The sequence below is a fragment of the Flammeovirga kamogawensis genome, assembly GCF_018736065.1.
GTDB lineage: Bacteria > Bacteroidota > Bacteroidia > Cytophagales > Flammeovirgaceae > Flammeovirga > Flammeovirga kamogawensis.
In genome coordinates this window covers 3,820,522-3,840,000 of sequence record NZ_CP076128.1, presented here as the reverse complement: position 1 = coordinate 3,840,000, position 19,479 = coordinate 3,820,522, and the positions used below count along the sequence as shown (strand labels likewise).

At 31.6% G+C, this 19,479-nt stretch carries 22 protein-coding genes; 8 read left to right on the top strand and 14 right to left on the bottom strand.

The genetic code is table 11. The annotated features are described in order from the left end of the window. Positions 1 to 865: 865 nt before the first annotated feature. Positions 866 to 1,249 carry a hypothetical protein gene (locus tag KM029_RS15570; RefSeq protein ID WP_144074119.1) on the bottom strand — a complete coding sequence of 128 codons (384 nt, stop codon included), beginning with the start codon at positions 1,247 to 1,249 and terminating at the stop codon, positions 866 to 868. A gap of 49 nt (positions 1,250 to 1,298) precedes the next feature. Next, positions 1,299 to 1,679, bottom strand: coding sequence for a MotA/TolQ/ExbB proton channel family protein (locus tag KM029_RS15565; protein WP_144074118.1), 381 nt, complete (start codon positions 1,677 to 1,679; stop codon positions 1,299 to 1,301). 223 nt (positions 1,680 to 1,902) lie between these two features. On the opposite strand from KM029_RS15565, the gene KM029_RS15560 reads away from it, so the two are divergent. The 6 genes from KM029_RS15560 to KM029_RS15535 all read left to right on the top strand — a co-directional run bounded on the left by KM029_RS15560 (position 1,903) and on the right by KM029_RS15535 (position 5,664). Beyond that, entirely contained in the window at positions 1,903 to 2,961 is a 1,059-nt protein-coding gene (locus tag KM029_RS15560; protein WP_158631076.1) for a sensor histidine kinase, read from the top strand. A gap of 3 nt (positions 2,962 to 2,964) precedes the next feature. Then, positions 2,965 to 3,666 (top strand): LytR/AlgR family response regulator transcription factor, encoded by a 702-nt coding sequence (locus KM029_RS15555; RefSeq protein ID WP_144074116.1) that lies wholly within the window; start codon positions 2,965 to 2,967, stop codon positions 3,664 to 3,666. A 363-nt stretch (positions 3,667 to 4,029) separates the two neighbouring features. Then, a complete protein-coding gene (locus KM029_RS15550; RefSeq protein WP_144074115.1) occupies positions 4,030 to 4,470 on the top strand; it encodes a hypothetical protein in 441 nt (146 codons plus the stop codon). A gap of 10 nt (positions 4,471 to 4,480) precedes the next feature. Beyond that, complete coding sequence (locus tag KM029_RS15545) at positions 4,481 to 4,669, top strand: hypothetical protein (RefSeq protein ID WP_144074114.1); 189 nt, start codon at positions 4,481 to 4,483, stop codon at positions 4,667 to 4,669. Between the two features lie 190 nt (positions 4,670 to 4,859). Continuing rightward, positions 4,860 to 5,186 carry a hypothetical protein gene (locus KM029_RS15540; RefSeq protein WP_144074113.1) on the top strand — a complete coding sequence of 109 codons (327 nt, stop codon included), beginning with the start codon at positions 4,860 to 4,862 and terminating at the stop codon, positions 5,184 to 5,186. Beyond that, complete coding sequence (locus tag KM029_RS15535) at positions 5,173 to 5,664, top strand: hypothetical protein (protein ID WP_144074112.1); 492 nt, start codon at positions 5,173 to 5,175, stop codon at positions 5,662 to 5,664. Before KM029_RS15540 ends, KM029_RS15535 begins: the two co-directional genes overlap by 14 nt. Before the next feature lie 346 nt (positions 5,665 to 6,010). On the opposite strand, the gene KM029_RS15530 is transcribed toward KM029_RS15535, so the two are convergent. The 4 genes from KM029_RS15530 to KM029_RS15515 form a co-directional block, all read right to left on the bottom strand. After that, positions 6,011 to 6,961, bottom strand: a complete 951-nt coding sequence (locus KM029_RS15530) for a HipA domain-containing protein (RefSeq protein ID WP_245006605.1) — start codon at positions 6,959 to 6,961, stop codon at positions 6,011 to 6,013. Next, entirely contained in the window at positions 6,948 to 7,283 is a 336-nt protein-coding gene (locus KM029_RS15525) for a HipA N-terminal domain-containing protein (RefSeq protein WP_144074111.1), read from the bottom strand. The genes KM029_RS15530 and KM029_RS15525 overlap by 14 nt, the downstream gene beginning before the upstream one ends. Then, positions 7,270 to 7,500, bottom strand: coding sequence for a type II toxin-antitoxin system Y4mF family antitoxin (locus KM029_RS15520; protein ID WP_144074110.1), 231 nt, complete (start codon positions 7,498 to 7,500; stop codon positions 7,270 to 7,272). Before KM029_RS15520 ends, KM029_RS15525 begins: the two co-directional genes overlap by 14 nt. Before the next feature lie 603 nt (positions 7,501 to 8,103). Continuing rightward, positions 8,104 to 8,358, bottom strand: coding sequence for a hypothetical protein (locus KM029_RS15515; protein WP_262712704.1), 255 nt, complete (start codon positions 8,356 to 8,358; stop codon positions 8,104 to 8,106). Positions 8,359 to 9,033: 675 nt separating this feature from the next. On the opposite strand from KM029_RS15515, the gene KM029_RS15510 reads away from it, so the two are divergent. Further along, the gene (locus KM029_RS15510; RefSeq protein ID WP_144074108.1) at positions 9,034 to 9,777 is read left to right on the top strand and encodes a hypothetical protein; all 744 of its coding nucleotides are present in this window, start codon (positions 9,034 to 9,036) and stop codon (positions 9,775 to 9,777) included. A 12-nt stretch (positions 9,778 to 9,789) separates the two neighbouring features. After that, complete coding sequence (locus KM029_RS15505) at positions 9,790 to 10,206, top strand: hypothetical protein (protein ID WP_144074107.1); 417 nt, start codon at positions 9,790 to 9,792, stop codon at positions 10,204 to 10,206. 763 nt (positions 10,207 to 10,969) lie between these two features. Here KM029_RS15505 and KM029_RS15500 read toward each other — a convergent pair. From KM029_RS15500 to KM029_RS15465, 8 genes are all read right to left on the bottom strand, one after another. Further along, entirely contained in the window at positions 10,970 to 11,755 is a 786-nt protein-coding gene (locus tag KM029_RS15500; RefSeq protein ID WP_144074106.1) for a hypothetical protein, read from the bottom strand. Beyond that, a complete protein-coding gene (locus KM029_RS15495; protein WP_144074105.1) occupies positions 11,733 to 12,749 on the bottom strand; it encodes an SMODS domain-containing nucleotidyltransferase in 1,017 nt (338 codons plus the stop codon). The genes KM029_RS15500 and KM029_RS15495 overlap by 23 nt, the downstream gene beginning before the upstream one ends. A gap of 320 nt (positions 12,750 to 13,069) precedes the next feature. Then, a complete protein-coding gene (locus tag KM029_RS15490) occupies positions 13,070 to 13,294 on the bottom strand; it encodes a type I restriction enzyme endonuclease domain-containing protein (protein ID WP_144075708.1) in 225 nt (74 codons plus the stop codon). A 3-nt stretch (positions 13,295 to 13,297) separates the two neighbouring features. Continuing rightward, complete coding sequence (locus KM029_RS15485; protein WP_144074104.1) at positions 13,298 to 14,434, bottom strand: DUF4268 domain-containing protein; 1,137 nt, start codon at positions 14,432 to 14,434, stop codon at positions 13,298 to 13,300. A 12-nt stretch (positions 14,435 to 14,446) separates the two neighbouring features. Continuing rightward, a complete protein-coding gene (locus KM029_RS15480) occupies positions 14,447 to 17,668 on the bottom strand; it encodes a type I restriction endonuclease subunit R (RefSeq protein ID WP_184679523.1) in 3,222 nt (1,073 codons plus the stop codon). Between the two features lie 6 nt (positions 17,669 to 17,674). Further along, positions 17,675 to 18,322 (bottom strand): hypothetical protein, encoded by a 648-nt coding sequence (locus KM029_RS15475; protein ID WP_144074103.1) that lies wholly within the window; start codon positions 18,320 to 18,322, stop codon positions 17,675 to 17,677. Then, positions 18,319 to 18,822 carry a DUF6933 domain-containing protein gene (locus KM029_RS15470; protein ID WP_144074102.1) on the bottom strand — a complete coding sequence of 168 codons (504 nt, stop codon included), beginning with the start codon at positions 18,820 to 18,822 and terminating at the stop codon, positions 18,319 to 18,321. The genes KM029_RS15475 and KM029_RS15470 overlap by 4 nt, the downstream gene beginning before the upstream one ends. After that, on the bottom strand, positions 18,819 to 19,478 hold the full coding sequence (locus KM029_RS15465; RefSeq protein ID WP_144074101.1) for a DUF4276 family protein: 660 nt from the start codon (positions 19,476 to 19,478) through the stop codon (positions 18,819 to 18,821). The genes KM029_RS15470 and KM029_RS15465 overlap by 4 nt, the downstream gene beginning before the upstream one ends. Position 19,479 lies beyond the last annotated feature (1 nt).

Below are 19,479 nucleotides of genomic sequence, written 5' to 3'. Positions count from 1 at the left end.
TCAAGACTTAGAAAATCAAAATGTTAAACTCGATTTTAATCTTCTTATCACATCATTTACTTACCGTACATGTCAGCATTCAGATCAGATAACTAGTTTATGAATGTTATAGTTCCAATTTTTAATAATTTATTGAGTAATGAGGAGAAATGTTGTTCACGCATTTAAAAACAAATGTAGAAACATCATTAAAAGAACATATTAAGTACACTTAATAACTAATAGATTATTCAAGATAATGAGGTTGATAAATATATTTTTCCTTTTTGACCAATTTAGGAAGTCAAATGACCGAATTGGTAAATCCTTTATTTAGAGCTGCCGTTTCCTATAACAACAATTAAAACGTTTATCATTATTATTTGAACAACTTAGCTAAAACTAAAAACCAGTATAAATGTATCTACTACTAAAACCAGTGTATTGCTACTAATTTAATTTTAAAGAAAGGGAAGCTTTCCCTACTACATTTTCATTTTCACAACAGATAGTCATAGAAACTTAATTGATTCTATGACTTTTTTTTACACAATTTTGAAGGTGTATTTTTATTTCGACCAATTTAGGAAGTCAAATGACCGAATTGGTAAATCCTTTATTTAGAGTTGCCGTTTCCTATAACAACAATTAAAACGTTTATTATTATTATCTGAACAACTTAACTAAAACTAAACCAAGTTATCATTACAAATAACAACTTAGTTAAAAATTAAAAATCATAATTAATTACTATCAATGCTAAAATCAAATATTGCTAGAGACTATAGACTACTACTAACTGCATTTTATTTACTTCATAATGAAAATAGTCGTAGAAACTTAATTGATTCTACGACTATTTATTTTTATTAATCATCAAGTCAGATTATTGATTTTGTATTATTTTTTGATCAGAAAACTTGAAATAAATAAATGCCACTCTACCTATTAAGAAAAATACAAAACCGTATAAAGTAGGAATGAATGATATATATAAACCTCCCGCTAGTAAATCAAAGGGTACGCCCCCTGCTGATTCTATTGCTTTCATAACCCAAAATAAACCAAGTAATTGAATAAAAACTGCTACAACAAGTATTAAAAGTGACAGCTCCCTCACAATTACTTCTGATTTTCTTGGTTGAATTAAGCCATTTTCTACTTTTAAAAACCTTAAACCTATAAAGGTTATCATTGTTAACCCTAGAATAGATATAACATCCATTTCTGTTTCTCCTCCAAGTAGGTACAATTCAATAAATCGATTCATAATAGTTAGTTTTCTCAAATAAATGTTCTGATTCTATCCTATTGCTTTTTTAGCAACATTCTTCTTTTTTAGATGAAAAAGTAAAGTACATATAAGCAACCCTAGCAATTACAAAAAAGAAAAAGCCATACAAGGTAGTATTTGATGATACACGAATTCCTGCTGCCAATACTTGCATAGATACACCTCCTTGAGTAGAAATAGCAATCATTGCAGAATATAAACCAATTAGTTGTCCTAGTATACCTAAAACTAAGGCCAATATTCCTGCTTCTTTCATTAGTTTTTGAGATTTAGCAGGTTGAATCAAATTGTTTGAGATTCCTAAACCTCTTAAAATCATAAATAAGAACATTGAAACCCCTACTATAGATATTATATTCATGAATAAATATCCTCCTTCGTAGTAAAAATTAGTAAACCATTGCATAATTAAAAAGTGTTTAAGTGATCAATACTTCAAACTTAACGTACTACTTTTACTCCTCTATTAAAGGTCGATGAATTGACATTTTTTATCGAAATAAAGTTTATATCGGTTCTTCTAGCTTTAAAACATTCATTTATCTACAGAATTTATCATACTACCTACCAAAATGATCTGTTTATCTGATCTAGATGTAATTTCTAAATATATTTTGAATATTAGAAGCATGAATAAAAGTACACTGTATCTCTTTATAAATAGTAAAATAACGTTTGAAGCAACCTATTGGGGGAGTATGCTTATTATTTCCTGTTTATTTCTAGGACATTTTCATCAAGATTATTTTAATACATTCCTATTTTGTCTTGTCTGGTTTCCTTTTACAATTGGTTTTACCTATTATTTGAACAATGTACTCATCAAAAAATACTTGTATTCTAAAAAGTACTTCCGATTCTTTTTATATCTCCTTTATGCATTTATTGTGAGTAGTTTTGTGCAGATAACATTAATAGTAGGCGTATTTATTGTCTTGGCAGATTTAGATTACAATAAAATGAACCCAATTATTAATGATCTTTCTATGTTATGGTTTGTACAACTTTTTACTTCCATACTTTATTCAAGTTTTCAACAAATAAAAGAGGAACAAAAGAAGAGGGAGACTATTCATCAATTGGAAAAAGAAAAGCTACAAATTGAGCTTCAGTTAAAAGAATTAGAACTAAATACTCTAAAAGATCAGATCCATCCGCACTTTCTATTTAATACACTTAATAATATATATGGCCTTGCTATCGAAAAGTCTGATGATTTACCCCATATTTTACTTCAGTTGAGTGGTCTTTTAGACTACCTTGTTTATCAATCGAAAGAAGAAAATGTAGCCTTAACAGATGAAATTAAAGTTTTACAGCAATACATATCATTAGAGCAACTGCGCTTTGATGATCGTTTCGATTTATATATCGATTTACAAGGTGGCGATCAGGATATACAAATTATTCCATTTTTACTTTTCCCTATGATTGAAAATGCATTCAAACATGGAATTAAACCTACTAACGATAGTGCCTACCTAAAAATATCATCAAATTATTCTGCAGAAACTTTTACTTTTAGAGTTGAAAACAGTAAGCCAAAAAATAAATCACCTAAACTAAATAAAGGAACTGGACTTATTAATTTGAAAAAACGATTAGAAATTTGCTACCCTGCCCAGCATCAGCTTAAAATTAATGATGAATCTGATAGTTATTATATTCAATTAAAAATCAACTTATAAAATATGTCTACATATAAAACACTAATTATAGATGATGAACCTATTTCTAGAAGGATTACTAAGAATTTTCTTTCTCAGATAGATAATTATGAGGTGGTAGGAGAAGCCGCTGATGCTAAAGTTGGTTTTACTGAAGTAATGAAAAAGGATGTTGATTTACTTTTTCTTGATATTGAAATGCCTGAAATTTCTGGTTTAGATTTTTTGAGATCATTAGCTAATCCTCCAAAAGTGATTATTATTTCAGCACATAGACAATATGCAATAGAAGGTTTTGATTTAAATGTTGTTGATTACCTATTAAAACCTGTAGCTATTGATAGATTTAAATTGGCTCTGCAAAAATTTGAAGAGCAAGTTGAACAGAAAAAAGAAATTCAACATTTTAAAGATGACTATCTTTTTATTCGTTCAGAACGAAAGCATTACAAAATCGATTTCAAATCAATAACTTTTATTGAAAGTCAAGGTGATTATTTAATTATCAAGAATACTAAAGGTGATACTTGGAAAACAAAAGAAACTATTGGTGGTATTGCTGATCGGTTACCTCATTATTTTTTAAGAATTCACCGTTCTTTTATTGTAAATATGGATCATGTGACTGCCTTAAATAGAGAAGTTGTAGAAATCGAAAAAGAAATGCTACCTGTTAGTAAAAGTTTTAGAGAAAGTGTTCTTCAGTTTTTTGAAAAAGGCAAGTAAAAATGGTAATTTCTATTTTCTAACAAAATTGATGACCACCAAACAATTAATGAAAATAACTAAAACTACACCTACTACAACAAAAAAGATTCAATTACTACATAGTTACTAAAAACCAATAACTCAACAATTGTAAAATTCACTTGTATAAGTAAGTACATATCATCTCAAAAAGCACATTAAAGCATCTTAAAAAGGTGCTTTTCTTTTTTTATAAGTATCTATTTTTTTTATATAACTTAATAAAATTTAGTTTGATTAAGGTGAACTTTCATTAAGAAAATAGCCCTTAAAAAACCACAACTCAACACTAAAAGAGGCGTTACAAAGGACATAATGTTTAATTTAAAACTTAAAAAAATTATGAAAAAGTTATTTATCTCTTTAGTCTTTTTAGTATTTGGTTTCACTAATTCATTTGCTCAAGGCACAATAGGAATTAAAGCAGGTGTTTCATCTTCAGCAACACTTTCTGGAGTACATGCTGAAAATGATATGAGAGTTGGAGAATTTTCTAAAAAAGAGGCTGACATGATAGACCATGCTTCTTTAGTAGTTGATATGAACGAAGTAAATAATAATGTCTCATTTTTATCTGACTATTCTAAAGATCAAGACCTGGGTTATAACGAAAATCAAATAAAAGCTGTAGCTTACTTTTCAATATTCTCAAGTAGTACAATATCAACAAAGAAAAATGATGGAAAACCAATAGAAATTACCAAAGAAGTTAGAAATTCTTTTACTTCTTTTGTTAAGTTACAAGTCATCACATCCGATATATGTATTTGCGTTCATAAATAATGATAATTACATGCTAATAAAACCTTCAAATATAGAAGATATTCTAATATCATTAGTTCAATTTTTAAAGCAGTCTGATATTAAAGATGAAAAAATTAAAATGAGGTATACTGTGAGCTTAATGAAAGCATTTAGTTCAATTAATGAATTGACAATTTCAGAAGAATTCTTGCCAATAAATTGGGACGTTATTAAATAAATCATGTATACTCAAGGCTTTTTTTGCAACAACATTATAGTAACCATTTTTTTATTTTTTGTCTTAAATAGCACTGTCCCTTTACCAGATATTGAATCAGAAATTTTTCAATACCTTAATAAAAGTAAGAGAAATCTCATCCAATGAGATCAATAGAAATAGCTTATTTATAATTAATAGTTTAGATACAATGAATCAGAATATTGTATGGTCTAAACAAAAAGAGTTGAAAAGTGGGATTTATAGATTTGGAGCGTTAGGTCCTCACTTTCATTCTTACTTGCTTTTTATTGATGTTGAAAATGAAATTTCAATGCATAATTTAACTTCCATTAAAACCATTGAAGAAACAGTAGCCTTTTTCAACAGTAACCTCAATTTATTTTCATTTGAGGAACAATTATATATACTTAAATCAGTAGTTCAAATGATAGACAATCGAAGGTTGAATGACTTAAGAGAAGAAGAATATGAAAAAGAGTTGTACAATCTTAACTTGGAGAATGAGAAAAATTAAATATATTATTGTATACTCATTCCTTTTTAGCTGTAATATGTCTTCATTACTCGACAAGAAAGTTTTTAAAAATATCACTACAGATTCTTTAATCTGCAAACCACAAATAATACATGAAGCAGATTTATCACTACAAGACTTACATAACATAGATAGTAACTTGATTTCAATAAAAAAGACTTCATTTAAAAATGATAATATGTTTATTGAATACTTTTTAAATCATTCAACACCTTATAGCACTGTTAGTTACTTCTGTATTTTTGAAAAAAGCTATGGAACAATCTTTTTCACTAATACCGAAAACCATTCAAAATATGTTCTAAAAAAGATTAATTCACATTCTTTAGAATCATCCGATCCTATTTATAAATATATTGACTCTGTTATCTCTCCACCTCCTTATCAAGAAGAACTTTTTGATAATTCTACAGAGGAAATAGATACAATTATTCTAGATGAGTCATTACTTCATTAGAAGATCATGATATAAATATTAATCCATATTTGATTTGCTATTCAAAAAGAAACTTTGTCATCATTACTTAATTGTATCAGGGAGTCCATTAAATAGTCATTGACATTAATATTTCTTATCAGAAAAATTAGAAAGCACAAAAAAAGAGGCCCTAAAGCCTCTTTCTCAAATATTTCAATGGGTAGGTTACTTACCAATGCAGAACTTACTAACACCACTAAAATCTACTTTTTTAATAGTGTTAAGGCTGTTTTTGGAATTTGAGCGGATAAATAAAGCACAAAATAACTTAGTACTAATTTAGATGATTTTGAAGGTTGAAAAAATATTGATTTTAACAATTTATCTAATCAAGTAATCCTAATTGTTTATACTTAATCCCCAAAACTTCTTTGTATTTTTCTTTCAAACTCTCTGATAAAAAAGACTGATCTAAAGCCTCTAACGCTTTAGAGAAATTCTTTATCATTCTTTTAAAAACACCATTAATCTGCCTTTGATTCAAACCTAATTCTATTCCAAACGACTCAAAATGATCTCTTTTTAATTTCTTTCTCTTTCCTTTTAAAGTTAAAGCTAATTCCTCTTCATCTTCAGGGAGTAATACATTTACATTCAGTAGGTCATAAGCAGGTGCTAATACCCACCCATTAGCTGAATTAATTAATGAGAAGTTTTTCAAATGCATATCATTATTTCCAGTCAAAAAGCTAAAGACTGATAATTCAAAGAAATAGATATTATCTAATAGAGGTTGATTGGAGTACTGATTAATTGCCTTGCCTATTTTTTCCATAGAACTACGATACTTGTCAAATGCTTCTGTAATTTGAAACATATCGATCATGTGGGTTTTCTCTCCTTTTTTAGTCCTATCAACTCTCCTTGTGATATAAGATAATTCACCTGAAGCTAATCGAATAAGACTACATGGAACTGTTGATAAACCATAAGCTTGTGCTATTTTCATAGTCACATGTTCCACCTCTGACATTCCTTCAAACTGTTTTGAAGGCGGCTTGAAAATATAACTCCCTCCCAAAGCATCCAACACTGTAAGTCTTTGATCAGATGTATTTGCTGTTGTTTTGACAACCCCCATAGAGAGTTTTGCTTGAACGCCAGTTATTGTTATACTTCTCTCAACTGCTTCTTTGGCTAACATTTCCATTTCTGAAAATGTATATTCTAATTGGGGTGGTAATGATGTTCCAAAAAAAGATTTACTACACTTTTCATGATAATCTCCTCTCTCTTCAATAGGCTGATAACAATATAAACACTTACTCATCATCATTCTCTTTTTCAGGTAAAATACTCACTGCTCCAATACAATTTTTACAGCATGTCAATAACAGACCCATACGATCATTCGTATTGATTTTCCAATTTTTCGATGCTATATCCAATAACCAACCTTCAGGAATCAAACCTTCAAAAAATGGAAATAACCTATTCTCCTTATATACTTTACTGCACACAGGCATTGAAAAAGTAATGAACTGTTTGGGGAAATTTTGAATATAATCATCTACATATTGAAAGGTATACTCTCCTTCATCAGTTTCCACTAAAATACCTGCAAGTTGTTCCTGATAATATACTTTACCCTTTCTCATTCCCTTCTTCTGCTTTTAACTCACGACTATTTACAGGTGCTAGTTCATGACCGAACATCCTTAATACAAGATTCACCTTGTCAAGATTGAGATTAGTCTTTCCTTGTTCTATTTTTCTTATCACTGTCAAAGCGACACCAGACCTTTCCGCAAACTCTTCTTGAGTTAAACCAGTCTGTTTTCTTCTATGTTTCACAAATTCAGATAAGGTACTCATTATATCTTTTTACATATAAAAATGATTTATTTAAATACTTTATATCTAAATACATATAATTATAATGAAAAGCAATTTTCTATATCCTTTTACATATAATTTAATCAAAATACAAAACTAGGCTCATCTTCGTGGTGAATACAACTTCTTCATAATACCAAAGGATGGAAATATAAAACACAAAGCAATGTTTATATTCACATATTTTGGAATATATAATATTTATTAGAGATAATAAAAGCTCTTAATTCGTCTCATGAAGTCTTTATAATTTCCTGTATACAAACTATACCGCACAAAAAAAGAGACCCTAAAGCCTCTTTCTCAAATATTTCAATGTGTAGATTACTTACCGATACAGAACTTACTAACACTACTAAAATCTACGTTTTTAATAGTTTTAAGGCTGTTTTTGAAATTTGAGTGGACAAATAGTGTACAAAATAACTTAGTACTAATTTAGATGATTTTAGAGATTGAAAAAATATTGATTTTAACATTTTAAATCTCTCTACATGAACCTTATGTATACTTTGTAGATTTTGTATACTAACTTATCAAAACCTTTGATTAAAGCTTATTTAAGCTGTTTTATGAGAGAAGTTAGTATACAATTGGTTGTATACTCCAATGTAGACATTCCACCGGAGCTCTTGTTGTAAAATAACCTTCATCAAATTCAACCATATCTTCCAATATATAAAATCCATCTCTTTTCCCCATTACTTTTCTAATTTTATGCATCATACGCCAAATGCTCTCATATCGAGAATGATTTAGTTGACGTTTGACTTCATTAGCTGAGATCTCTTTCTTGGTCATCATCATAAAAGCACTTGCTAAATACCACTTACGAATTGATAACTTACTGCCATGTATTATTGTTCCACTGCGAAAAGTCGTTCTGAAATTACAAGAAGGACACAGCTACTGTTTAACACCTTTTAACTAATAGTACTTCTCACAACCATATTTTTTAAAAGGTAATCCCTTCTTTTTCAAGAGTTGACTTAAAGTGATTAATGCAGGATTGATCTTCAGGAAACCTTTCTGTAAATTCTATTATTTCCATAACTTCTAATCTAATTTCTGAAACTAAATTAGAGGTTCAGAACTAGTCTTAATAAGTACTGTTACTTAAGCGTGTAAGCATACACATATTTGCATCATCAACGAAAGTAAGTTGATTACATTGATTAAAATATTGACGTATTTAAACAGAACCTATGAGAAATTGAAACCTATACAATATAGTTGTCAAATTAAAGCTCGCTAATAAAATAATAGTAGTCACGAAAGTTCATTTCGAAACATTAAATACACATGTGAGATCTTCGGATCGTAGAAGGCGTGAATCCTCTTAAGATACAGTAGCCTTTGTATTGATTAACATGGGCTTTTTTATTTTTTCACTCATTTATAGGGTTTTTGCTTTTTTATTTCACTTTTATAAGTGGAGGTATCACAGTGATATCTATCTGAAAATGAATTGATATGCTGACAAGATTAACGAAAAGAATAATAGTAGGTCTCATGGTTTTCACAGCAATGATCTTAACAACAGATACATTTGCTCAGAACACTTATGATGTTGAAATCAAAAAAGATCCAATTTCGCCATATGGAAATAAATATAATGTAAAAGTCAAAAAGAGAAAAGAATGGTACGATGTCGGTCCAAATAATAACGATAATAACCAAAACAGTGGTCTCCTTAAATATGATAGTCAAGATTCAGAGAATATGCAACGCCAAGCAGATCAATTTGGGAATATAATTAATGGGCATAGTAGTAAGACTTCACATCTAACTGATAAGCAATACCACGATAGGTATCACGGTCATAATAGATGTAATAGATATTGCCCATACTATAAACGACCGGAGAAGACAGATTACACTCCTATTTATAATGATGATCGTAGCCTAAATGCTGTTTATTTAGCAGGTGGAGGAAAAGACTATTCAACGACATATGGGATTGGATTCGTAGGAGATAATGTAGCGATGGAGTTATTATACTTCAGAGACTTAGGAGAAAATGATAGATATGGTTTCATGATTAATATGGGTGTAGCTATCCCTATTACAAAATGGTTATATGTAACTCCAATGGTAGGTTATGGTAGTATTAATAGAGTGGAGCCATATAATAGTTCTCTCAGACATACTTTTAACTATGGTGTAAAAGGCTATCTGCGTATTGGTAGTGTATTAATAGCTGGCGGTACAACTAAAGTGACACCAATTTCATTAGGTATCGGTATGACATTTTAAACAAAAAAGATAATGAAACAGATAATAACTACAATAACACTTTTTTTATGTTTGACTTTTACTGCTAATGCCCAGTCTTATTCATTTGAATTTACAGCACAGCAACATATGATCTATAAGAATTATGACTTCGATAGACCATCTCCGGTAAGTACTGAGCTCGTTAGTATATATTTTCAAAAACATACTAATCAGACTACTTATTTTGTTACATTTTGGATTGGAAATAAGAAGATGCTTGATAATATGTTATTCGATATCACAGGTACTGACAGTCAAGGTAGAATAATATTTAAAGATATGTATGGCAATATGAAATTCTTAGTGAAGTTCAAAAATAATGGGAATTTAGATCTCACTTTTATAATGGAGAGTGGGAGAGACGAATTGATGTTCGTATTTGGAAGAACATCTGTAGAAGTTTATTAATCAAGAAATAAAATGACAAGACAATTCAAAAAAGGTCATATACTATTTATTCATCACAGAGAAACTACACTTGTGACTAGAATATTTATGCTTAGTAAAGAAGATACTGAAAGTGCTTACATGAAGTAGGATGCAATGCTTATGCAGAATCCATATCTCCTGGAGAATGAGATAAAAAAGATCATATAGTACCCAATTATTTTTTGGGATAACAAATCATTTTACGAGCTTAAATTGATCAATATTTAAACCTATATATACCTCTTAAAAATCTCCTTATACACCTCATCTCTATCTACAGGTGGGTATACGGTCATAGTCATCGTAATATGAAGGATTTTCAAATTGGAAATACACAAATGATATGTAATCAATTGGGTTATGTGCAACTAGGGGAACATAGAAATTTTGATGTTGAAAAAGTAATCGAATTATAAACTTTCATAAAAAGTATGAAATACGAAATAGAGCTAAAGAAATAGGCGGTTTAACTTAATATATAATCAGTTGTTTTCAATACATTTTTGATTTACAACAGTATGCAATTTGTCCCGTTTTTTTCATAAAAAACAGGACAAAAATATATCATAAATATAAAATACTGCACAAAAAAAAGAGGGGTAAAACCCTCTTTCCTATATCATTAAAGCTATTTTTTTAAAAACTATTCTGCCAATGCAAAACTTAATAACACCCTTAAAATTTACATTTTTGATAGTGCTAAGGTAGTTTTTGAAATTTCTACTATTTCAATATGAATATTTCAGATATATCTTTCCTTTATTTCATTCCATTTATTTGAAACACGTTCATTATTCTTATGAAAAATACTTGAATTTAAATGCGTATTCGCCCATGCCTGAGTAGTATTATACTCCATTATTAACCTTAATAACTTAGGAACATCATCTTTTCTCAAGTTCTTATGACCAATGTTATCTAAAACAGTTCTAAATAAATTATTAACCTTCTTGACACCTAAATAATAGAAAATCAGAATAACATATTGAGAAAGTATAATAATAGGAACACTAATTTCTATAGCAAACCTTATTAGACCTTTACCTCCATTTGAAATAATCGATATAATAAAAATCATCAAGAGTGGTATATAAAGATATAATTTCCTCTCCAACATTTTAGATAAGGTACCTTCTGTATGATATGAACTTTCATAAGTGTTCAAAGCTAACTTTTTCATACCTAGACTCATTTCTTCATTGTTGAAGTATCCTACAGTATTATCATCGCTTAGTGTACTTCCAAAAGAATTATCAAATAGGTCTACCCTTCTATTATTTTCTAATAAATGAAATCTTATTTTGATGAACAGGTTTAATACCAAATAAAAAAGCATAAAACTATTACTTACATTGAGCGTAACATTTAATAAATCATCCTTAATAATTGGGTGCTGTTTTTCGAAAAATATTATGTAAGTCCATTTTACAATAATTGAAGAAGCTGATATTAGCAAAAATATAAATGACAACAAGTCAATAAAATCTATTCTCTTATATGAAATATCAAACGGTACTATTCTGCTCATCTTTTAATTCTAATTTTGGAAAGTTGTTACCAAATACTTCTTGCCAGATACTTATTGCTTTTGGAAGATCATAATTAAATAATTCGGCATGTAATGCTTCATTTATCTTACTTGCTGACCAAATTGACTTGTCACTTATTATTTTTTTTCTTTCTTCATTCAAAGAGTTTAAATCTCCCTGAAAGGTACTTTCAGTATATAATGGATAATAAATATTATGAGATAAATACTGTAAAAAATCTCTTAAATCATATACAATATCATCAGACAAACTTTCTTTCATTTGAGAATATTTTATCACAAAATTTTCAAGTAAATAAGAACTAATCGTATCATTAGGCAAATGAATTTTACTCCAATATTTTACGGTACGTACTAATTGAAGTAACTTTCCATTTTTAGCTTGATTTTCAGTAGTTATTCGAACTTGATCAACGCTTGGATTTGTTTGTTTCCACCCCCCTTCTCCATTTGGTATAAGATATAACCCTGTATCAGTATAAAAACATGGAACAATATCAAAAACCCATTCATAAGATGTTAAAGAGAGTGTAGCTGCTTCACCTCTTCTATGTAGGTCTGCATTTTTATACTGACTAATTTTCGCTAAAGAGTTCTTAACTTTTTCTATTACTTTCCTTGAATTAAGTATTCCATCGTCAGATAAACTTTTTAAACGATGACTTGAATTGACAGTACTGATAACATAATGATCATCAGAAATTTTAGTATAGAATGCATTGTCAGCAGTAAAACAAAAAAATAAGTCAATATCATCAAGTTCTCTAATTTTTGTTTTCCTTTGGAAAGATCCAATATTTAGCTGTCTAGCACCATACCTGAATGGGAATGATAATGATTCATCTAGTTCAAGTTTATTTAGTTGTTCAATCAACCAATCTCTACTTGCTAAGGCTTTTTGAGTACGACTTGTTTCAATGTTTACAACATCTCTATGAAACTCATGAAATGCTGATTTGATTGTTTTTGGCATTTAGTATCTATTTATTTAGCTCATATAAGACAGAGAGCCTACCTGTTGGAAGTTCATTTTTGGGTATTTCCGAGTAATAGATTAATTTTGAGGTCCTAAGTCTTAATTAATCGTTTGAGTTAGGTAGAACTTCCTACCTGACCTAACGATTAATTATTTATCAAAAACCTATCTTTTATTATATTTTAAGTTATTTTAAGACAAAAAGTCATATAAAACTTACACGATGTCAAATTTGACAGCAAAATACTGACAAATTTATCAACAATTAGAAAGGCATTACATATTAATATAGACTATTTGTAAGATAAAGTCATTAATTATTGATACTTTTTAAAATTCTCCGCCTGCTCAAATATCTCCTTATAAACCTCATCTCTATCTACATGAGGATATTTGTACTTATGTAGTAGTAAGATTAAAGCTACTTTGAGTTCAGCTTTTATATCATCTCTTGTGTTCCAGACGGTGTAATTGGCTTTATCATCTACTACCAGTTTTACCTTTTGTGCAAATGCCTTTGTTTGGTCTTCAGGTGTATATATCCATTATACCCCTTTATTCGTTTTTAAAGTTTTATTCACTTCTTTCAAAGCATCTCTAAAACCTCTTTCCATTTTAAGCATTCCGTCTACCATAAAAGAGGTCATATTAGACCATTCGTCCTTATTAAAAACATTTGTAGTAGCGTCTTCATACTTTACTCTGTATGCTCTTTTCCCTTCTAAGCGTTCCCAAGTAAAACGAATACCTGCTTTTTCCTCTATTGTTTCCTTTTGCTGATATAAGAAATCGAAAATCATCTCGTTTTCTTCAGCTGTTTTTGCTCTATCAATATACAATTCTACCCTCGCGTATTTTTTTGAAATCACAGAATTATAACCTACCCCTCTCACTCCAGAACTGGCACCTATCCAATGGTAGTCACTTGGACTTATATTCTGATACAGTTTACTGACTTTGTTTATTTCTACGATGTACTGTGTCCAAAACTCTCGCCTTAAAAAATGTCTATGCTTCTTTTCTTCTTTTGAACTAATATCTTCTTGTGATTTTTCAGCCATCTTAATAGAGTACTCTTCTGCTTCTTTCATCGGTATAATCTGCTCTATATTTAGAAATAGCTGATCGTTCAATTGATAAGGTGTAGTTTTAAAGCATTGAACACGCAAATTGAAGTTCATCAGCCATAAAACAGTTGACGTTACTTCTTTACGAAAATTAGCAGCTATCATAATGATTCTTTGTGAGGCTCCTTGATTGATAGATATCTCTTCTATATCCTGCCCATTGAAAAAGTCACTGATCTTATCTCCTGCCTTTTCACCTTTTCCGCTTTTATCGAGGTAATTCTGGTAGATGTCTATTACCTGTTTCTTACTTAAACTAGAACAATAAGACGCGTATTTCATCGCTTGCCAAGTGACATCTTTACCACTATCATCAAGCTTATTTTCTATTATTACAAGAGAACCATCTTTATCTATTGCCAACAAGTCTAACCGTTCACGTGTATCGTTAAAACCATCAAACTCTTTCTGTATGATCAATAGTTCTTCTCCTAGTGATTCAGGACGTTTAGCTAACCATTCTTGAAGATGCTCACGTTCTTTGAATCCTAACTCAGAAAAGGACTTCGCTTTTATCTTTTCGATCTTATTATTATCTGTGTTAATCAAATACATAACATTTCTTCATTAAGAAGCCTTCGCCAATTCCTTAGCCAATTGCTCTGTTTGTTGTAATATTTTCTGTGTGGCCAACTTCTGCTGATCTGGTGGGTAACCGAACTTCTTTAACTGCTTTTTGATGGCTAAACGGAGTTGTGCTTTTACTTTCTCTCGCTTCGTCCAGTCTATTTTGGCTTTCTTCTGAATGTTTTCTACAATGACAGATGCGAGTTGCATGAGTGTATCGTCTTCCATTAGGTCTTTAGCACTTTTGTTGTCGGCTAATGTATCATAAAAGGCTATTTCTGTGGCAGACATTCCGAGTGCAATCATGCGTTCTTCTTCTGCTGTGATTTCTTTAGAGAGGGCAATCATTTCCTCTAGAATTTCTACCGCAGAGATGATCTTGTTTTGGTAGCGTAAGATAGCGTCTTGAAGCCTTTCTGATAGCTTTTTCGACTTTGCAATGTTACTCTTTCCTTTAGCTTTTATTTGGTCTGTGAGCAGCTTTTTAAGGAGTTCTATGGCGAGGTTCTTACGTTTCATGTTTTGTACCTCTGCCAAGAAATCATCGGATAGGATGGAAAGTTCTGGTGATTCCATTCCTGCTTCTTCCAAAATATCTACTACGCCATCGGCTTCTATAGAATCCTGTACTAATTGTTGAATTAGTTGTTTAAAGTAGGCGTTGTTTTGCTGCCCTTTTTCGTCCTGATCTAATGGTTCACTTGATGGGTCTAGCTTATCTAATACCGATTTTACGGCATGAAAAAAGGCAACCTGACGCTGTACTTCAATCTTCATTACATCGGGATGAGGTACGGCTAAGGAGTGGGCTTTTACTAATGCCATTACTTGTGTTCTAAAACGTTTGGCTGTACCCTCTTCATCGTGTTCTAAACCTTGAATATGATCTACTGCATCGTTGAGTACTTCAATGCGCTCAAAAGATGTGGCATAATTGGAGTGATAGCGTTCTATGTCAAATGTGCCTTCTCTAAAGAAGTCATTCACTACTTCTAGTTTCTCTTTGACAATTTTTACAGCTTGGTTCTGTGTTTCTACAGGTTCTCCTTTTCCTCCACTTCGAGTATAGTCTTTTGTTGCTTTTTTAAGTTCTGAAGCGATGCCTAAGTAATCGACTACTAATCCTCCTGCTTTACCTGGGAAAACTCGATTAACTCTTGCAATGGCTTGCATTAAGCCGTGTCCTTTCATGGGCTTGTCTACATAGAGTGTTGTGAGGCATGGTGCATCGAAACCTGTTAACCACATATCACGCACAATGACCAATTGAAGTGGATCATTGACATCTTTTACTCTTGCAGCAAGGTCTTCTCTTTGTTCTTTTGTTGTTGCATGTTTTGTAAAAGCTTTACCGTAGCGGTCTTCATCTGTTGGAGCAGAAGTCATGACTACTTTTACGGCTCCTTCATCTAGGCTATCACTGTGCCATTCGGGCTTTACTTTAATAATCTCATCATACAGCTTTACCGCAATTTCTCTACTCATGGTAACGATCATGCCTTTACCTTCTGTAAAAGCAGCTCTACGCGCTGAATAGTGGCTTACAATATCTTCTGCTACTGAACGTAAACGATCGGGGTGTGCAATCAGTGCTTCGAGTTTTGTTGCTTCTTTTTTCTCTTGCTCTACATTGTATTCGTCTGCCAATTTATCGGCTTCACTATCAATATCCACTCCCTCAATCATCTTGATTTTTGCCAAACGACTTTCATAGAATATCGGTACTGTTGCCCCATCTTCTACCGCTTGTTGTATATCATAGATGTCGATGTAGTTACCAAAAACTTCTGGTGTGTTAACGTCTTCTGCTTCAATGGGTGTACCCGTAAAGCCTAAGAATGAAGCATTCGGGAAGGCGTCTCTGATGTATTTTGCAAACCCAAAAGAGATTTTACCTGTGTACTCTCCTGCTTTGTCTTTCTCTGCTTTACCTGTGAAACCATACTGTGTTCGGTGGGCTTCATCGGCAACAATAATTATATTTCTTCTATCGGAAAGCTGAGGAAATTCATAAACGGTTTGCTGTTCTTTATCTTCTTTTGAAATACCAAACTTTTGTATGGTTGTAAAGAACATTCCACCACTATCACGCTTTAGTTTCTGCTTTAAATCGTCGTTAGACTCAATCTGTTCTGCTTTTTGCCCACAACTAGCAAAGGTATTGAACAATTGATTATCAAGGTCGTTTCTATCGGTGAGTACAATGAGTGTAGCATTGTCTAATTCTTGCTCCATCTTCTTACTAAAGAAGACCATAGAAAGCGATTTACCACTTCCTTGTGTATGCCAAACGACACCTGCTTTTCCATCTCCTTTTTCAGAAGAAGCTTGCCTTGTGGCTTCAATTGCTTTCCTTACGGCAAAGAATTGGTGGTAAGCAGCAATCTTTTTAATGACTTGAGTCCTGATATCGTGTTTGCCATTTTCAAGTTCTATAATGTCTTTTTCTTTTTCAAAAACGGTATAATCACGTATCAGTTCAAGAAGTATATCTTTCTGTAAAAGACCTTTGGTAATGACTTCTAGTTCTGGTTTATTCTTGGCGGCTTCTGTACTGCCATCAATACTTTTCCATGGTAAAAACCGACTGTAAGGTGCGGTTGTAGAACCTGCCATTGCTTTCACTCCATCAGAAATAATCATGAGGGTGTTGTAATGAAACAGCTTCGGTATTTCTTTTTTGTAACGTTGTAGTTGGTCGTAGGCTGTTTTAGTAGTTGCACTTGCATCTGTGGGTCTTTTTAACTCCACCACTACTACAGGTAAACCATTTACAAACAGCATAACATCGGGTCTACAATGGGCTACATCTATGACTGTAAACTGATTGACTACCTTCCATTCGTTATTTTCGGGGTGAATGAAATCTACATAATAAATACGGTGTGTGTCTTCTTCTTCGCTACCTTCTACCGCATAACCACCTATCAGCAGTTTGTAAAATTCTTCGTTGGTTTCTACTAACTGTTCGTGTTCTTGAAGGTTGAGCATGGCATCTAAAGCTTCTGTCAACTGATGCTCTGGAGAGTGTGGATTGATGCGTTTTAACGCTTGCATCAACTGCTGCTTTAAGACTACTTCTTTGTAGCTACTTCTTTCTGTATTGTCTGTGTAGTCGAGTTCTAGTTCAGACCCTTTGAGATAGTCAAACCCTTGTTGTTGCAAAAGCTTGATCATATCTTGTTCGATGTCGTCTTCGTATATTTTGGTAGTTGTTGGCATGGCTAGTTATTTTTTTTCACAATTGTCAATGATACTTCTAATTTTTCGACGAGCATTATCCCACTTTTCACTTGACCAAGAAGATTCTACTAATTCTTTTTTGTAAGATTTTAGAAGCTTAACTAGCTCTTTATGAAAAATATGAGCATTAACCGTTTTTGTACTTTTTTGATATAATTTCTCTCCGTCCTTTCTAGTAATTTTAAAACCCTTGTATGTTTCTCCTTGATGCAAAACTGCATTTCTTACAGATGAGTATATGTTATCACTTAAAAAAGTTAATAGTTTGTTGTCAAGATTTTTAGCAAAATTAAATACCTTATTGAAAGCTTCATGACCTTTACCAATTTCTTCAGTCCGATCTGTTCCTTCTAAAAAAGAAGCCAAAGATTCTATACACATACAACAGGCTGCCATTTGTAAAAAGCCATGTTTATATTCTCTTTTAAAACTTTCATCTTCCGTTTCATAATCAAATAGCTTGAGAAAACGCGTGTAAAGTCTTAGATAAATATATTCAGCTATCTTTTCTTTTTCACTTTCTTTCTCCAATAAAGAAGCAATTTCTGACATTGTAACTTCTTTAGGCTCTTTGTCTTTTGTATTTTCATAATACCTTACAAAAAGTGTTGATTCTAGTATTTCATTTTTCATTTGTTTAGTAGTTTCTTCATTTCTTCATTAGGCGTTCTATACTCCTTCTTCTTATCAATACCAGGGTAAGTATAAAGCATGTCATTAAGACGAGTCAATAAATCTGTTCTTGATGTTGCATCTTCTAAGAATAGAGGAAAAGAGAACATTACCTCATTCATTATTCCTAATACTCTGCGTGAGTTGGTTTTACAGATTGATGTAGATGTTGACTGTTCTAGGTAATTATTTACACTCGCTTCCTCATAGCCACACCACAATAGATCTTCTTGCAATTGTAGTCTAAACTCTTGATCTAAGTTCTTGATGGTTTTGACAGTAGCATCTGGAAGAAAGGTCATGTACAGTGTTTCCGAGTGTATAAACAACAGTCCTTTCTTTCTACCTAATGGAAGAAGGTTAACATACCAATTGTTCTGACCAACATCTGGTTTCTCTTTCGCTACCTCATGATATTTCTTTGCCTTTTCTAAGACTTTTTGTGTGCAGCTGAAAATCATTTGTTTTGATCTAGGTTTAGTCGTTCTACAAGTTTGTCTACCCATTCTTTGAAACGTGGACATTGAGATAGAATCTCTTCCATGGTTAGGTCATCAAAGATAAGATCTCCATGTACTGTTTTTTCGTAAGGGTCTAAAATACTGTCTAGTCTCTTTGAAGGTGCCGTTTGTGGGCTATTATTAATGTCTTCAGGATTGGTATATGCCTTAATAATCGCACTTACCGCTTCTTCTTGTTCCTTAGTATCTACGGCATTATGTAATACTTCTTCAGATGAAAACATTAAAGCTTCTAATTCGTGCTTTTGTAGATAAGGAATAAAGTCTGAACTACCGATTTGATCTGCCATACCGTCTTCAATTTCCTTGATCCTTTGGACATCATCGCTATGGTTGGGAAAGGAAGTTGGTAAGCCATAAAAGTCTAACAAGGTGGTAATGATCACATTTCCTGTTGCCTGTACGCGCTCTACTTCGTTCTTGAACTTTTCAAAAGACCCAATTCCTCCTTTCTTGTTCTTCTTTACGTTGGTAGTTATTGTAATGGCTTCAATACTGCCGGCATGCCCTGTTTGTGCGTATAGATAAGGAATCATCTTTTTATTAACAAACGATATTTCTGTCGCTCCTTCTACTATAAAAACTACTCTTTTCATA

What these genes read in the sequence shown, in the direction of transcription:
- KM029_RS15565 (WP_144074118.1), bottom strand. Translation starts at nt 1,679, where the DNA reads ATGCAATGGTTTACTAATTTTTACTACGAAGGAGGATATTTATTCATG.
- KM029_RS15510 (WP_144074108.1), top strand. Translation starts at nt 9,034, where the DNA reads ATGGTTTTCACAGCAATGATCTTAACAACAGATACATTTGCTCAGAAC.
- KM029_RS15525 (WP_144074111.1), bottom strand. Translation starts at nt 7,283, where the DNA reads ATGAGAAAGGGTAAAGTATATTATCAGGAACAACTTGCAGGTATTTTA.
- KM029_RS15465 (WP_144074101.1), bottom strand. Translation starts at nt 19,478, where the DNA reads ATGAAAAGAGTAGTTTTTATAGTAGAAGGAGCGACAGAAATATCGTTT.
- KM029_RS15475 (WP_144074103.1), bottom strand. Translation starts at nt 18,322, where the DNA reads ATGAAAAATGAAATACTAGAATCAACACTTTTTGTAAGGTATTATGAA.
- KM029_RS15520 (WP_144074110.1), bottom strand. Translation starts at nt 7,500, where the DNA reads ATGAGTACCTTATCTGAATTTGTGAAACATAGAAGAAAACAGACTGGT.
- KM029_RS15545 (WP_144074114.1), top strand. Translation starts at nt 4,481, where the DNA reads ATGCTAATAAAACCTTCAAATATAGAAGATATTCTAATATCATTAGTT.
- KM029_RS15500 (WP_144074106.1), bottom strand. Translation starts at nt 11,755, where the DNA reads ATGAGCAGAATAGTACCGTTTGATATTTCATATAAGAGAATAGATTTT.
- KM029_RS15550 (WP_144074115.1), top strand. Translation starts at nt 4,030, where the DNA reads ATGAAAAAGTTATTTATCTCTTTAGTCTTTTTAGTATTTGGTTTCACT.
- KM029_RS15560 (WP_158631076.1), top strand. Translation starts at nt 1,903, where the DNA reads ATGAATAAAAGTACACTGTATCTCTTTATAAATAGTAAAATAACGTTT.
- KM029_RS15485 (WP_144074104.1), bottom strand. Translation starts at nt 14,434, where the DNA reads ATGTATTTGATTAACACAGATAATAATAAGATCGAAAAGATAAAAGCG.
- KM029_RS15535 (WP_144074112.1), top strand. Translation starts at nt 5,173, where the DNA reads ATGAGAAAAATTAAATATATTATTGTATACTCATTCCTTTTTAGCTGT.
- KM029_RS15480 (WP_184679523.1), bottom strand. Translation starts at nt 17,668, where the DNA reads ATGCCAACAACTACCAAAATATACGAAGACGACATCGAACAAGATATG.
- KM029_RS15495 (WP_144074105.1), bottom strand. Translation starts at nt 12,749, where the DNA reads ATGCCAAAAACAATCAAATCAGCATTTCATGAGTTTCATAGAGATGTT.
- KM029_RS15470 (WP_144074102.1), bottom strand. Translation starts at nt 18,822, where the DNA reads ATGATTTTCAGCTGCACACAAAAAGTCTTAGAAAAGGCAAAGAAATAT.
- KM029_RS15540 (WP_144074113.1), top strand. Translation starts at nt 4,860, where the DNA reads ATGAATCAGAATATTGTATGGTCTAAACAAAAAGAGTTGAAAAGTGGG.
- KM029_RS15570 (WP_144074119.1), bottom strand. Translation starts at nt 1,249, where the DNA reads ATGAATCGATTTATTGAATTGTACCTACTTGGAGGAGAAACAGAAATG.
- KM029_RS15555 (WP_144074116.1), top strand. Translation starts at nt 2,965, where the DNA reads ATGTCTACATATAAAACACTAATTATAGATGATGAACCTATTTCTAGA.
- KM029_RS15505 (WP_144074107.1), top strand. Translation starts at nt 9,790, where the DNA reads ATGAAACAGATAATAACTACAATAACACTTTTTTTATGTTTGACTTTT.
- KM029_RS15530 (WP_245006605.1), bottom strand. Translation starts at nt 6,961, where the DNA reads ATGATGATGAGTAAGTGTTTATATTGTTATCAGCCTATTGAAGAGAGA.